Annotated in this window: 13 protein-coding genes and 1 pseudogene; 11 read left to right on the top strand and 3 right to left on the bottom strand. The window is 57.2% G+C overall.

Annotated elements, in window-relative coordinates; translation table 11 throughout:
• Positions 1-93: 93 nt before the first annotated feature.
• The 5 genes and pseudogenes from I9H07_RS12445 to I9H07_RS12425 form a co-directional block, all read left to right on the top strand.
• Positions 94-1281 (top strand): XylR family transcriptional regulator, encoded by a 1188-nt coding sequence (locus tag I9H07_RS12445; protein ID WP_236425783.1) that lies wholly within the window; start codon positions 94-96, stop codon positions 1279-1281.
• A gap of 394 nt (positions 1282-1675) precedes the next feature.
• Complete coding sequence (locus tag I9H07_RS12440; protein WP_236426529.1) at positions 1676-2917, top strand: MFS transporter; 1242 nt, start codon at positions 1676-1678, stop codon at positions 2915-2917.
• Between the two features lie 176 nt (positions 2918-3093).
• Positions 3094-3483 carry a hypothetical protein gene (locus tag I9H07_RS12435; RefSeq protein WP_248957181.1) on the top strand — a complete coding sequence of 130 codons (390 nt, stop codon included), beginning with the start codon at positions 3094-3096 and terminating at the stop codon, positions 3481-3483.
• Between the two features lie 51 nt (positions 3484-3534).
• Complete coding sequence (locus tag I9H07_RS12430) at positions 3535-4230, top strand: hypothetical protein (protein WP_236425648.1); 696 nt, start codon at positions 3535-3537, stop codon at positions 4228-4230.
• Between the two features lie 110 nt (positions 4231-4340).
• Positions 4341-4568 (top strand): annotated as a pseudogene (locus I9H07_RS12425) (helix-turn-helix transcriptional regulator); the annotation flags it as partial.
• Positions 4569-4586: 18 nt separating this feature from the next.
• Here the strand turns inward: I9H07_RS12425 and I9H07_RS12420 are convergent.
• Positions 4587-5204: a TetR/AcrR family transcriptional regulator gene (locus I9H07_RS12420; protein ID WP_236425647.1), complete on the bottom strand. Its 618-nt coding sequence runs from the start codon at positions 5202-5204 to the stop codon at positions 4587-4589.
• A gap of 182 nt (positions 5205-5386) precedes the next feature.
• Here I9H07_RS12420 and I9H07_RS12415 point away from each other — a divergent pair, with 182 nt between their 5' ends.
• Complete coding sequence (locus tag I9H07_RS12415; protein WP_058392813.1) at positions 5387-5860, top strand: DUF3237 family protein; 474 nt, start codon at positions 5387-5389, stop codon at positions 5858-5860.
• Positions 5861-5889: 29 nt separating this feature from the next.
• On the opposite strand, the gene I9H07_RS12410 is transcribed toward I9H07_RS12415, so the two are convergent.
• Positions 5890-6318 (bottom strand): VirK family protein, encoded by a 429-nt coding sequence (locus I9H07_RS12410; protein WP_236425646.1) that lies wholly within the window; start codon positions 6316-6318, stop codon positions 5890-5892.
• A 208-nt stretch (positions 6319-6526) separates the two neighbouring features.
• Between I9H07_RS12410 and I9H07_RS12405 the strand changes: the two genes are divergently transcribed.
• From I9H07_RS12405 to I9H07_RS12385, 5 genes are all read left to right on the top strand, one after another.
• Positions 6527-8155, top strand: a complete 1629-nt coding sequence (locus I9H07_RS12405) for a methyl-accepting chemotaxis protein (RefSeq protein WP_236425645.1) — start codon at positions 6527-6529, stop codon at positions 8153-8155.
• A gap of 236 nt (positions 8156-8391) precedes the next feature.
• Positions 8392-9396, top strand: a complete 1005-nt coding sequence (locus I9H07_RS12400; protein WP_236425644.1) for a sugar ABC transporter substrate-binding protein — start codon at positions 8392-8394, stop codon at positions 9394-9396.
• 16 nt (positions 9397-9412) lie between these two features.
• On the top strand, positions 9413-10981 hold the full coding sequence (locus I9H07_RS12395) for a sugar ABC transporter ATP-binding protein (protein WP_024673429.1): 1569 nt from the start codon (positions 9413-9415) through the stop codon (positions 10979-10981).
• Entirely contained in the window at positions 10968-11972 is a 1005-nt protein-coding gene (locus I9H07_RS12390; RefSeq protein WP_024673428.1) for an ABC transporter permease, read from the top strand. Before I9H07_RS12395 ends, I9H07_RS12390 begins: the two co-directional genes overlap by 14 nt.
• A complete protein-coding gene (locus I9H07_RS12385) occupies positions 11969-12955 on the top strand; it encodes an ABC transporter permease (RefSeq protein WP_024673427.1) in 987 nt (328 codons plus the stop codon). The genes I9H07_RS12390 and I9H07_RS12385 overlap by 4 nt, the downstream gene beginning before the upstream one ends.
• A gap of 8 nt (positions 12956-12963) precedes the next feature.
• Here I9H07_RS12385 and I9H07_RS12380 read toward each other — a convergent pair whose 3' ends face one another.
• Positions 12964-14202, bottom strand: coding sequence for an acyl-CoA dehydrogenase family protein (locus I9H07_RS12380; RefSeq protein WP_058823508.1), 1239 nt, complete (start codon positions 14200-14202; stop codon positions 12964-12966).
• Positions 14203-14262 lie beyond the last annotated feature (60 nt).

Here is a 14262-nt window from a genome sequence, read left to right as displayed (position 1 = left end):
TCAACCGGCAGTGCGATTTTGAGTATTGAGATTCACCCGTCACGCGCCTAGTCTGTCGAAAAGCATCGCGCTTCCCGGATCGGCATAAAAACAATGAAAACCGTACCTCCTGTGCACCGCATTGCACTGTTGTTCAACGGCAGCAAGATCTACGATCGCGGCATCATCAGCGGCATTGGCAACTACCTCAGCAGCACCCGGGTGTCCTGGGACCTGTTCCTGGAGGAAGACTTTCTCTGCCGCCTGAAAGGCATCGAGCGCTGGCAGGGCGACGGGATCATCGCCGACTTCGATGACCCGCTGATTGGCGAGGCGCTGGCCGGCATCAGGTTGCCGGTCGTGGCAGTCGGCGGCTCCTACCAGGATGAGCGCGCCTACCCAAAAGGCATCCCCTATGTCGCCACCGACAATCACGCGCTGATCAAGGCCGCATACGAACACCTGATCGAAGCCGGGCTGACGCGGTTCGCCTGCTTCAGCCTGCCCGAGGCACAAGCCAACCGCTGGGCACAAGAACGGGAAAAAGCCTTTCGCCGGTTGCTGCACCGCGATGGCCTGCACGCCGAGGTCTATCGCGGCATGGGCACCAGCGCTCCGCTTTGGGACAGCGCCGTCGAACAGCAGATCGCCTGGCTGCAAAGCCTGCCCAAACCCATCGGCATTATCGCGGTGACCGACGCGCGCGCCCGACAGTTGCTGCAGGCTTGCCTGACCGCGGGGATTGCCGTGCCCGAACAAGTCGCACTGATCGGCATCGATAACGACCCGCTGACCAGAACCCTCACGCGCGTGCCGCTGAGCTCAGTGATCCAGGGCACCGAGACCATGGGAAGAACCGCCGCGCGTCTGCTCCATCAGATGTTGCACGGCATGCCGGCCACCGGCACCCAGATCCTGATCCCGCCGGAGGCAATCAACGTGCAGGCCTCTAGCCTGCATCAACCGCTGGGCAACCCTTACGTGATGCAAGCGATGCTGTTCATTCGCCAGTACGCGTGTCAGGGCATTAAAACCGCACAAGTCGCCGCTTACGTAGGCGTGTCACGCTCATCGCTGGAGGCGCACTTTCGCAAAGAGCGCGGCTGCAGCGTGCACGACGAAATCCTGCGCTTCAAACTGGCCGCCGCCGCCAACGGTCTGGAAAAAACCGATTCGGCCATTGCAGAGATTGCCCGCAACTGCGGCTTCAAATCGGCGCAGTACCTGCATACCGTGTTTCGCCGCGAGTTTGGGTGTACGCCGAGGGAGTATCAGGCGGGGGGAACTACGGCAGCAGATTGAATATTCAAGCGGCTTATACTCAAACGCTGAATAGTTTGGCGAAACGTATTAATCGTACGCGATCCGAAGCAGACTATACTTGGCATAGGGCGTACCTGCTTTGGTTGCTGTGAGTCCTGTCTTAAATATATCCTGCTGTCGTTTAAATGTTTACACCTCTATTCTTAAACGTTTTTACACATTCAATTTTTAATCGCGGTTAAACATTCTGTTTGCAGATAACAAGCCAGTAAACTTTATGAAGGATGTAAAATGGCAATCAGCTGATTCTTCGATCATTGTGTTGCGAAAAAGTGTTGACAGTGTCTGCTGGATTAATTAAATATTGTTTTGCAGGCGGGTCAGGCAACCAGTCTGACTTGGTCTCATAATAAATAGCACCTAAGGACGTGTGATGCGTAAGCGCTCTATAGAAGTAACAGCTTTGAGCTGGAAGCTTTTCGGCTTGTCTACGAGTCAGACCATGTTGGCCGTTGGTTTGGTTCTAGTCGGTATGGGACAGACACTGCTCTATACCTTACTTGCACCCATTGGTCGTCAGGTTGGCTTGTCTGAAATTCAAGTCGGGTATGTGGTAGCTCTATCCGCTCTCATACTTACTGTTGCTTCACCGCTGTGGGGGCGTATTATCGACCGGTCTGGCAGTCGTATTGTTTTTTTACTAGGCATGTTCAGTTATGCTGTGGGCTCCTGTTGCTTTGCTCTGGTTTTGGATGCGGGGGTACGGTTGATTCTTTCTGCCACCAGTGTCTTTTATCTACTCATCTTCATTAGGCTGTTGTATGCGATCATGACGGCTGGGATACATCCCGCAGCAATGGCAAATATCGCGATAACCACATCAGAAAACCTCAGGCCGGCGAAGATGGGTACTATGTCCGCGTGCTTTGGATTAGGTTCGACTTTAGGCCCGCTCCTCGGGGCGGCGCTTGGAGGGTATGGCGTACTTGTTCCCCTTTATATAGTATCGGGGTTAGCGTTGCTCAATGTGGTACTGGTTTTTTTTGTCATTGAAAATCCCAAAAAGATAACATCTTTAAAGGATAGAAGAAGTCAATCAGCTAGGTTAAGTTTTCTTGACCCCAGGGTTGCTGTGGGGCTACTGGCGACGGTTATGGTATATGTTGGCTTTTCGGCGCTGCAGCAATCAATTGCTTTTCATATACAAGATACATTGGGCTTGAATTCGTCCGATACTGTGCGGCAGACAGGTGTTGTTATTTTTGGTCTCGCGGTGGCGATGGTTTTTACTCAGCTAGTCGTAGTGCAACACTTCCTGCCTGGTCCGAAAAAGGCTGTTTTGATCGGAAGTGCACTTGCGTTTTCAGGGCTGGCCGCCATTGCTCTTGGGGCCTCCACCATACCGCAGTTGACATTATGTGCCTTTCTCGCTGGAGCCGGATTTTCTTTCTTGTTCCCTGGTCTTCAAGGGCAACTTTCAAACGCAGTATCCGAAGCGGAGCAAGGTAGCATTGCTGGACTTTCGTTCGGGGCTGCAGCGTTAGGCTACGTTATTGGACCTGTTACAGGAACAACGTTGCTCGCAGTAGGCCATGGTGCCACCTACTGGTGTGCGGCAATACTTGTGATCATGGGGGCGTTAATGACGTTAATGGCTTCTCATTGGTTACGTTGACCCTTCTGGCTTTAAATCTTATCTGGGGGTTTTATTTCAATGCTTTAGCGTGCCTCGTAATAAAAAGAGTGTGCTTTTCAGATTTTTTGAAGAGCCCAAAAGCTCGTCGGTTAAATGTTGTAACCATAAGATATGTTGTGCATGAAGCTCACTTACTGACAGGGAAACTATAGTCTATGCAAGCTATTACTATTCTTCGCATTAAGGATTCTATATCAAATGATTTCGACGCTGTGAAACATGCAGCGGAAACCAAACCAGCCAAGGCAGCGGCAGAAACCAAGCTAGCCAAGGTGGCAGCGGAAACTAAACCAGCCAAGACGGCGGCGGAAACCAAGCTAGCCAAGGTGGCAGCGGAAACCAAACCAGCCAAGGCAGCGGCAGAAACCAAGCTAGCCAAGGTGGCAGCGGAAACCAAACCAGCCAAGGCAGCGGCAGAAACCAAGCTAGCCAAGGTGGCAGCGGAAACTAAACCAGCCAAGACGGCGGCGGAGGCTAAACCCGCGAAGACAGCGATGGAGATAAGCTACGGCCATGTGCCTGCAGATTCACTGACAGTTCATTAATTTACGGGCCGCGCAAGGTGCGCTTGTGCGGCTTTTTTCTGAGGATGTCATATGTCGAAGAAGAGACAGTTCCTTGAAGAAAGAGTGACCAAGTTAAAGTTTTCTTATGAAGCGCTCGATCCTATCAAAACGTTATATCATGATTTTTTGAACGGCTCATTGCCTGGTGAGCTTGCTATCGGAGTCAAAGCACACGAGGATTACAGTGATGAGTTCAAAGACGTTAGTATGCGTTGGTATTTTGCTAAGTCTGAACTGTCAATGCAGATATTTCGAGATGTGCTAGACAGTTGTGAGCTTCAAGTGGTGAGAGGTATTGTTGGTCAAGGTTTTGACAAAATGCGAGTTCTTCAGGCCAATATTATTGAAATTAGGGGTGGTTATCCTACGGGGCGATGGCACTCTGACTTTACCGATGAAGATCTTTTGCTTAATCAAAGCGCGACGCTGCTAACGCCTCTGCTCGATTTCAAGTCACATTTTGGAGGTCTAGAAACTACGGCTGTGCTCCGAGGGGAATCGGTCGATTATGAGGAACGTGCAATTGTGCATAAGTACTCAGAAGGTGAGGCTATTCTTTTCGATGGTACAGGCACAATTCACCGGACACAGTCATATAAGGCTGATCCTGCAGAAAAAAGGGTGTTAGTCTGTTGGCAGTTAGGAGAGGTCGACGATACTATGGTTCCCGTCTTTGAAAGAATTGGTGAAAAAAATGGAGACCCTATGTTTATGCATGCACATTGAAATTTAACCACCTAAGGCTAATACTTTTTGTGGGCCTCAGTTAGTTTTTCAGTGAAGCAAAAAGTGTCGTTGCGCTTGCTGTCGAATAGGCGGATGAAGAACTCGTCGTATCGCTGGAGGCGCACTTTCGCAAAGAGCGCGGCTGCAGCGTGCACGACGAAATCCTGCGCTTCAAACTGGCCGCCGCCGCCAACGGTCTGGAAAAAACCGATTCGGCCATTGCAGAGATTGCCCGCAACTGCGGCTTCAAATCGGCGCAGTACCTGCATACCGTGTTTCGCCGCGAGTTTGGGTGTACGCCGAGGGAGTATCAGGCGGGAAGTGCGGTGACACGCTGAGTGCCTGCGGGAGTGGGGTCACTGACCTCCCTGAGCCCCGCCCAGAAACATCCCCACCGCCTGATCTACCAGCATTTCCACCTTGGACATCGGCATGGGGGCGGGCTCCTGCTGGAACAAACGCTCGCCGGTTTCGGCAGTCAACAGTGACAGATACTGTCTGGCTCTTAGTCTGGGGCAAGTCTTTGTCAGCTCACCGTTGGCCATCGCACGTGACATCAGGTCCGAAAGTGCTTCGACGCACTGACTGGGGCCCGTGTCATGGAAACGCTTGCCAATGTCCGAGCGTCCGGATTCCGACAGGACCAGCCGGTAGACATTGATGGCTTTTGAGTCATGGGTGAGGACTCCCATCATCTTGCGTCCGAAGCGGACCAGTTGTTCGTGCAACGCGATGGTGTCCGCTGACTGCAGCAGTGAGGTCAAGGCGTCGTACAAATGGGAAGTCGCGTACATCTTCACCACGGCGCTGAACAGATCCTCCTTGCAGTGAAAGTATCCGTAGAGCGTCGCCTTCGACCCACCCAACCGGCGTGACACCTCCGTCATGGAGGTGCCGTCATAGCCGAGGTCGAGGAATACCCCGGCGGCGACTTCAACGATGGTAAGGCGACGTGCTTCGGTGCGTGCTTTCATCAATCCTCCATAAGCGTACCGAATGGTACGTTTAAATTGACAGCGCGTCAGCCCCAAGCTAAAACATACACCGCCGTACACTTATGAATATCCGACTCCCGGAAGCAGCGGCTTTTAACTGCGCAGCCAGCAATCGTCGAATGTGTGATCGACAGTGACTTTGCAAGAAGAGAGGTAGAGCGATGGAAACGATACAGTTACATGAAATGCTGACTGTTCACCTGCACATCGACACACCGCAAGCGCTACCCCCGCCTGGGCAGGGTCAACGCAGCAGCAGCGGGATACTCGGAGGAGAATTCCATGGCCAGCGTCTGCAAGGGACGGTCGTTCCGGGAGGAAGTCTTTTTCTAGTACCGCAGGATGAGGAGCTTGTGCGATTCAGCCTGTATTACACCTTGCTGACCGACGACGGAATCAGCATGGATGTCGTTGGAGAAGGGCTCACAGCGGTTGATAGCATTGCCGCGCAACATCTGAAAGACGACGGGTTGCGGGTCGCAAAATCATTGGCTCGCTGCACATGCAACATTCAGTTCAGTGTCCCTGAGGGTGTTCATGAGTACCTGCAGAAACACCTGTACATCGGCAGGGTCAATGTCATGGCGGGTAGCGACGGGATGACGATCAGTATTTTCCAGGTTGACGAGACTTGAAGGTCTCGCCAACAGGTCACGCTTGATCATCACTTCCCTGCAAAAAAGCTCATCCCCTTGCCAATCGCACACGTATAACTCACCGCCTTGCCCACCGGCTGATAGCCCGGAACACTCAGTGTCGTCATGCTGAAATCGGCCGTGCCGTTGGAGCGTACTTGATAGCGGATGAATTGCTCGATGGGCTTGTTATCGCGGTCGAGGGTGAAGTGTGTGTCAGAGAAGGCCAGGGTGCCGTCTGCGGTGATGCGGTAGGTTTCTATGCGTTTGCCGCCTTTGGTCTTTGAAGGTTCTGCGCCTTCGACCGAGGATTTGCATTGCCCCAGGTCAAGCACCACGGCGACCGATTCCCCGGTGTTCAGGGCCTGGGTAATGGCGGGATAACTGACCAGTGCGTCGCCCGCATGGGCAAGGGCGGGCAGTGATAATGCAAGTAGCGCGGCATAGTAACGTTTCATGGCTTCTCCAGTAATGCAGACTGGCTAATGGCTGCCAGTCATGTCCGGGGGGTTAAAAAGCAGCACGAACCCTAGCACAGGGTATTTCCCAAGTGGGCCGCAAATTGCAGTGGCATAGCTCTGGCTCGGTATTCTTCATCCTTTCTGATAGGTGGCCGATAGCGTTGCAGGCGCTAATCTTATCGTCAACCACTGGAAGGGACTGAACATGCTGAGACAGCTGAAGATTGCCGCGCGGACGTCTGTCTGCTTTGCGTTGATGGTCGTTCTGGTACTGGGGCTCGGCATTTTCAGCCTTGTGCAACTGCACGGTATTCGTGAGCAATCACTGGAGATCGAAAACGACTCGCTGCCGGGCATTGCGCTGGGCGATGACATCGCTCTGGCGTTCGAGAAAACCCGTACTGCCGTGGTCAAGATGCTGGCTATTCAGGACGCCACTCAGGTTGCCGACGCCCATGCAGATTTCATCGAGAAAAAAGCCGGCTTTCAAAAAGCCATTCAGGCTTACGGTCCGGTCATCACCGCTGACGATGAACGAGCGCTCGTAACGGGGCTGACAAACGATTATCAGGCCTACGCCGACAAGGCCGAGCAGAGTTACAAACTGGGCAGCGATAGCCAGGCTACGGCGATCAGGCAGGCCGCATGGGCCGACATGAAGAAGCTTGCCGACACGATCGAAGCATCACTCGGCAAACTGGAAAAAATCAACGACGACTCCGAGGCTGACTCCAGCGCATCCGCTACCCAAGTGTTCGATAATGCCTTGATGGTGACGCAACTGGTCATGCTGTTGACGGTACTGCTGACCGTGCTGCTTGCCTGGCGCCTGACAAAAAGCCTGGCAGTGCCTATCAGCCAGGCGCTGCAGACCTCTGAAACCATCGCTGCCGGTGATTTGCGACCGATGTTGATCAACCGCGAGGGCGTCGATGAGGCGGCCTTGCTGTTGCAGTCAATGGAACGCATGCGCGGCAGTCTGAGCCAGACCCTGACGCAAGTGGGCGATGCCGCCCATCAACTGGCGTCCGCGACTGAAGAAATGAGTGCGTTGATGGTCAACAGCAACGCCGACCTGGTGGTGCAGAACAGTGAAATCGAAATGGCTGCCACCGCCGTCACCGAGATGAGTCAGGCAGTGGACGAAGTGGCACGCAATGCGGTCGCCACGTCGGAGGAGTCGAAGGCTTCTTCGGTGTCCGCCCGCAAGGGGCAGGATGAGCTGAACCAGACCGTAACCTCCATTACCGAGCTGACTCGTAACGTGGGTACTGCGTCGACCGAGGCCCAGGCACTGGCGACCCGCACACTGGACATCAGCAAGGTGCTGGATGTGATTCGCGCGGTGTCCGAGCAGACCAATCTGTTGGCCCTCAACGCGGCGATCGAGGCAGCGCGGGCAGGTGAGGCAGGGCGTGGTTTTGCGGTGGTCGCTGACGAAGTACGTGCCCTGGCGCATCGCACCAGCGAGTCGACCCGCGAGATCGAAACCATGGTCGGGCACATTCAGTTGGGCACCAAAAGCACGCTGGCGGCGCTTGAAGTCAGTACCGAGCAGGCACAACGCACCAAGCAGCAGGCAGAGTCGGCCAACGCTGTACTGGCGACGATTGCCCATTCGGTCATGGTTATCGACGAACGCAACACAGTAATCGCCAGCGCCTCCGAAGAGCAGGCACTGGTTGCCAGAGAAGTGGACCGCAACCTGGTGCGAATTCGCGACCTGTCGACGCAATCGGCAGTCCGTACCGGCCAGACCGGCAGCGCCAGCCAGTCGCTGGCAGAGCTGGCCAGCGGTCTGACCACCACCTTGCGGCAGTTCAAACTCAGTTAAGACGGGCCAACTTCTGGACACCGGTCGACGCTGTTGGCTGGGCAACAGCGAATCGGCAATCTGTTCTGCAGCATTGCCCGATAACGCCTGTTCCCGGTCGACAGGTACCTTCCGCCAACGCGGGAAAGTGCCTGTCGGCAAGGCTCGACCTTGCTACAGAACTCGCTGCAAAGCTTTGGGCATGACCTGTGCACTGCTGATCGGGATTGTTTTCCTGAGCCAGTGGAGCTACCCGAATGCCTGATGCCATCCCGCCTGCCAAGCCAACTCGCCTGATTACAGTATGGCGCACTCTGGCGCTGACCCTGTTTGCCACCAGCCTCGTCGCAACGGCACATGCCGATGACAGCGACGTGCCTTCGCTGGCGGGCAAACGCATTGCGATCAGCATGACCGGCACCAGTCACTACTTTGATATCAAGGCCTTTCAGGCACAGGTCGACGAGGTCAGGCGCCTGGGCGGCACGCCGATAACCCTCGACGCGGGCCGTAATGACAAGAATCTGGTCAATCAATTGCAGACGGTGGTTACGCAGAAGCCCGATGCAGTGATCCAGACCCTGGGCACGCTCAGCGTTATCGATCCCTGGCTCAAGCGCATCAGCAAGGCGGGCATTCCGCTGTTCACCATTGATGCGCCGTCGCAATACAGCCTCAACAACACCACCTCCGACAACGTTGCCACCGGCAAGGCGCTGGCCGGGCAATTGATCAAGGATTCAGGTGGCAAGGGCAACGTGCTGGTGTTCAATGGTTTTTATGGCGTGCCGGTCTGCGCCATTCGTTACGACCAGCTCAAGCTGGCGCTCAAAGATCACCCGGAGTTGAAAATCATCGAGCCTGAGCTGCGCGATGTAATCCCCAATACGGTTCAGGATGCTTATTCGCAAGTGTCTGCACTGCTCAACAAATACCCCAAAGGCAGCGTTTCAGCGATATGGGCGGCCTGGGATATTCCGCAACTGGGTGCCAGCAAGGCCTTGATCGATGCCGGGCGGACCGAGATCAAGACCTACGGCGTCGATGGCACCCCGGAGGTGCTGGAACTGATGCGCCGCGAAGACTCGCCGATAGGCGCCGTGGTCGCTCAGCAGCCGGTACTGATTGGCAAGACTGCTGTGCAGAATGTCGCGCGCTATCTGGCCGGGCAGCGTGATTTGCCCAAGGAAACCCAGGTGCCGACATTGCTGACCACCGCTGCCAATCTGCCGGAAGTGCAAAAGCTCCGGGGCGATAATTGACGCGGGGGGATTGATCATGGTTTCAGCGAAAACGCAGGCTGCAGCAGTGCCTGCCTTGCACCTCACAGGCATCAGCAAACGCTTTGGCGCAACTCAGGCGCTGGACGGCGTCAATCTGCGGGTCGACTCGGGCACGATTCACGGATTGGTCGGAGAAAACGGCGCGGGCAAGTCGACGTTGATCAAGGTGCTGGCCGGCATTCATCGCGCTGACGCAGGCAGCCTGAGCGTTCATGGCCAGCCGTTCGCTGCTGTCACACCGCGCCAGGCCGAGGCCATGGGCGTGCATTTCATTCATCAGGAACGCCTGCTACCGGGCAGTTTCACCGTCGGGGAAGCACTGTTTTTCGGTCAAGAGATCAAGCGCGGTCTGTTGGTCGACCGGCGCGCGCAGGATCGCGAGGCGGCTCGGCTACTGGATAATTACTTTGCCATGCGCCTGCCGACTGGAGCACTGGTGCGCGATCTGGACAGCGCTCAGCGGCAGATCGTGCAGATTACCCGCGCGCTGCTGGCCAGGCCCAAGGTGCTAGTGTTCGACGAGCCCAGCGTGTCGCTGGTCAAGCAGGAAGTGGACCGTTTATTGGCCATCGTGCGGCGTCTGCGCGATGAAGGCCTGACCATTCTGTATATCTCCCATTACCTTCAGGAAATCGAATCGCTGTGCGATCAGGTCACGGTGCTGCGTAACGGGCGCGATGTGGCCGTGGTCGACCCTGCCATTACCGGCACGGCGCAGATTGCCCGGCTGATGGTCAATCGTGACGTGGGTGAGCAGTACATTCGCTCGCAGACCGTTCCCGGTACCGATGTTTTGCAACTGCGCGGGCTGGGGGCAGGGCGTTCCTACGACGCGGTTGATCTCCGCGTGCGGCGTGGCGAAGTGCTCGGCCTGACCGGGCTGGTCGGCTCGGGCGCCAAGGAGCTGCTCAAGAGCCTGTTCGGTTTGCTGCCACCGGATCGCGGCGAGTTGCTGCTCAATGGCCAGCCATTACGCTTGAAATCACCTCGTGATGCGGTGCGCCAGGGTATTGCGCTGGTCCCAGAGGAACGCCGTAGTCACGGCGTGGCTCCGGCGCTGTCAGTGCTGGAAAACATCACACTGGCCAGCCTCGGGCGATTCAGCCGCTGGGGGTTCCTCGAGGGTGCTGCTCAGGCGCGTGAGAGCGAGCGACTGATCGATGAACTGGCAATCAAGACGCCTGGCCACGAGTCCGCGGTGCAACTGCTCAGTGGCGGCAACCAGCAAAAGGTCGCGCTGGCCAAGTGGCTGAGTCGGCATTCCTCGCTGTATTTACTGGACGAGCCCAGCGTAGGTGTCGATATCGGCGCGAAGGTGGAAATCTACCGGCTGATCGCGCGGCTTGCCGAGGGCGGGGCGGCGGTGCTGGTGTTGTCGTCGGACTTGCCGGAGCTGATCGGCATTACCCATCGCATTGTGGTGCTGCACCGCGGCCGTGTGGCGGGCGAGTTCGATTCCAAAACCACCGACAGCGATGAGCTGCTGGCCTGCGCCACCGGTGCCAGTGAGGGCCGTCATAGCGGCGAAACCGTTCCTGAGGAGGCTGATCATGCCCACGCTTGAAGTGCTTGCCGGTCGGGAAACCGAGCCGCCGCAACAGTGGCTCGTGCGCCTGGCACGGCGCGGGTCGCTGCTGGTGTTTCTGGCAATTTTGCTGGTATTTGCCATCAGTGCGCCGAATTTTCTCAGCGTCGGCAACATCAGCAACGTGTTCGCCCAGTCGGCCGTGCTTGGCATTCTCGCGCTGGGCCTTACCTGCGTGGTGATCGGCGGCGGTTCCAGCGTGGTCAGCGGCGGGCTGGACCTGTCACTGGCAGCCAATCTCGGCTTGTGTGCGGCGGTCTACAGCAGCCTGAACAACGCCGGTTTCGAGGCCTGGCAGTCAATTACTCTGACTTTCGTTTGCGGCCTGCTGGTCGGCGCGCTCAATGGTCTGGCGGTGGTGCTGCTACGTCTGCCGCCGCTGTTGGCGACCCTCGCGAGCATGAACCTGATCGCCGGGCTGGAACTGGTGCTGACCCAGAATACCGTGCTGGCCACTGATTCGGAGCTGCTGGACAGTCTGGCTTCAGGTGTCTGGCTCGGCATCCCGGCGCTCGCATGGGTGCTGCTGAGTGTCGCCGCCTTACTGTGGCTGCTGATTCAGCACAGCGCCTTTGGCCTGCGTCTGTATGCCATTGGCGAGTACCCGCAAGCGGCGAAGGCGGCGGGCCTTAACCTGCAACGCTATGTGTTTGCCAGCTACCTGATTGCCGGGGGTTGTGCTGCCACTGCGGCTTTTTGCTCCGCTGCGTTTTTCAGCGGCAGCACCACGGGCTCTGGCGACCTGTTGCTGTCGGTGGTGGCCATCGCCTTCCTCGGTGTGGTGTTCTCGCGCCGTCTGACGGCGAACATCCCCGGCACCTTGCTGGCAACGCTGTTGCTGGGTTTCCTGATCAATGGCTTTCAATTACTGAACATCTCCAACTTCTGGGTCAACGGCGTGCAAGGCGTGTTGATTCTGCTGGTTGTGGCATTTTCCGGTGCCCTTGACCGACGGGACGGTGAGCAATGAGTACCTTGACCCTGAACACCTCTTCGACGCTGGTAAAAGTACTGCCGCGCTTGCTGCCAGCGGTGCTGCCGCTGTTGGTACTGATCATCCTGCTGTTCTTCGCCATCAATGCGCCGGGGTTCCTGAGCTGGGGCAATCTGTCGAGCCTGGTGCTGAACAATTTCGTCCTGCTGGCCATCGTTGCCATTGGCATGACCTGGGCGGTTGCGGTGGGTGGTATTGACCTGTCGGTGGGCACAGCGCTGGATTTTGCCAGCCTTGGTTTTGTGGTGGCACTCAACGCCGGTCACGGCTTGGGCGCAGCCATTGCAATTGCCTTGCTGGCGGGCGTTGCGGCTGGGGTGTTCAATGCACTGCTGATCGCCGGGCTGCGTATTTCGCCGTTTCTGGCGACGCTGGGCACCTTGTTCATCGGCACCAGCGTGCAGCAATTACTCTCTGACGGCGGCCAGCCGATCTACATTGCTCAAAGTGTACTGCCGGGTATCACCGGCGTGTCGATCCTCGGCGTACCCCTGCCGCTGGTGGTCGTGCTGCTATTGGCGGGTGTTTACGGGTTGGTGCTGGCGCGCGGGCGTCTGGGGCGGGAGATTCTGGCCGTGGGTACGCAGCCGCAGCTGGCGTACTACTCAGGCCTGTCCACGCGGCGCATCGCTGCGCTGGTGTTTGTCGGCAGCGCGCTGGCCTGTTCGGTGGCGGGCATTGTGCTCAGCTCCACGGTCAATGCCTACGTGCCGATGTCCGGTAATGCCTACCTGATCAATGCCATTGGCGCCGTGTTCATTGGCACGACGCTGAGCCGCCAGGCACGACCCAACATTGTCGGCACGTTGCTGGGGGTGTTGTTCATCAACGTCATTGCCAATGGCTTGCTGTTGATTGGCTGGAACTTTTACTGGCAGCAGGTGGCGACCGGGGCATTGATCTTCGTGGTGCTGGCTTTCAGCTTTGCCAGTCGCCACCTGCTGCGTAATGCCGCCTGAACGAGGCTTCAGGCTTTACCGGTGCCGCCGCCGATTTGCCAGACAAAGGGCGGCTCGGTGCCGTTGATACGCCAGTCGCCGACGATACGCGCCTTGTAGATCAGCGGATTGTGCGACGCCGCTGTGCGTGCATTGCGCCAGTGCCGATCCAGCGCCTTGTTGACGCTGACGCCCGAGGCGCCCAATGCGTTGAACAGCTCGGTGGCCGAACGCAGCACCAGCTCCGAGACAATCACCTGCGCCTTGGCGGTCTCGATTTCGGCGGCGATATTGGCGTCCTTTTCCAATTGTGGGTCGTTGCCGAAGCGTGCAACGTACGCCCGCTGCAACGGCTCGGCTGAACGTAACGTGGCGGCTTCTGCGGCATACACCTGCGCGGCGATCTGCCCGACCACCTGTTGCACCTGTGAATCCTGGCTGACGCTGCCGGCATTGCCGTGGCTGAAGATACGTTTGCGGTCGCGCACCTCTTGAGCGATGTCACGTTCGACCGCCCGGCCAATGCCTGCCAGCACCGCTAGCAGCACCAATTGATAGAACGCGGTCTGGTATTTGAAGCGATCTTCGAACGGGATGACATGGCTCGCAGGCAGCGGCACATTGTCGTAGACCGACGTGCCGCTGCCGGTGGTGCGCTGACCGAAACCGTCCCAGTCATCGCTGTGACGCACGCCCGCGTGCCTGGCATTCACCACCGCAATCACGTCGGCACCGGTGTCGGCGCGCTGGGCGTAAACGTCGATCCAGTCTGCGAAAATGCTGCCGGTGCTATAGAACTTGGTGCCGTTGAGTACAAAGCCATCGCCCTGAGCGCTGACCTTGGTTATCACATCACCGATTTTCACCGCACCGACTTCGGTCCAGCCGTTGCCTACAAGGTCACCTGCCACGAAACGCGCAAACCATGTGTCACGTTCGGCGCCCGGTGGCGCATTCAGCCGGTCTTCGACAAAGGCGAAGTGCGCCCGCAAGGCCTGCGGGATGTTCGAATCGGCCTCGGCCAGTTCTATCAAAAGCTGAAACAGCTGGCCGATCGAGGCACCCGCACCGCCGTATTCGGTAGGTACACGTACCGCGCCGAAACCGGCTTGCTTGAGCCAGGCAATTGGCTCATAGGGCAGGGCACGGGCCTTTTCGCGCTCGACGTTACCCGCGCTGATCTCACGGAAGATGGGTCGGAAGCGGTTGGCGAGGGTTTCATAATCGGTGCCCAGCGAGAGTGGGTTCGAGCCGGTTGATTGAGTCATGCAGTGCTCCTGAGCAGGTCGGGCCAGTGAATGGGTCGTTCAGTTCAGTGCATGCTTTGT

Origin of the sequence: Pseudomonas syringae (assembly GCF_023278085.1) — a bacterium.
Classification (GTDB): domain Bacteria; phylum Pseudomonadota; class Gammaproteobacteria; order Pseudomonadales; family Pseudomonadaceae; genus Aquipseudomonas; species Aquipseudomonas syringae_Q.
Note: the sequence above shows the minus strand (reverse complement) of the source record. Positions and strands in the feature narration are given on the sequence as shown.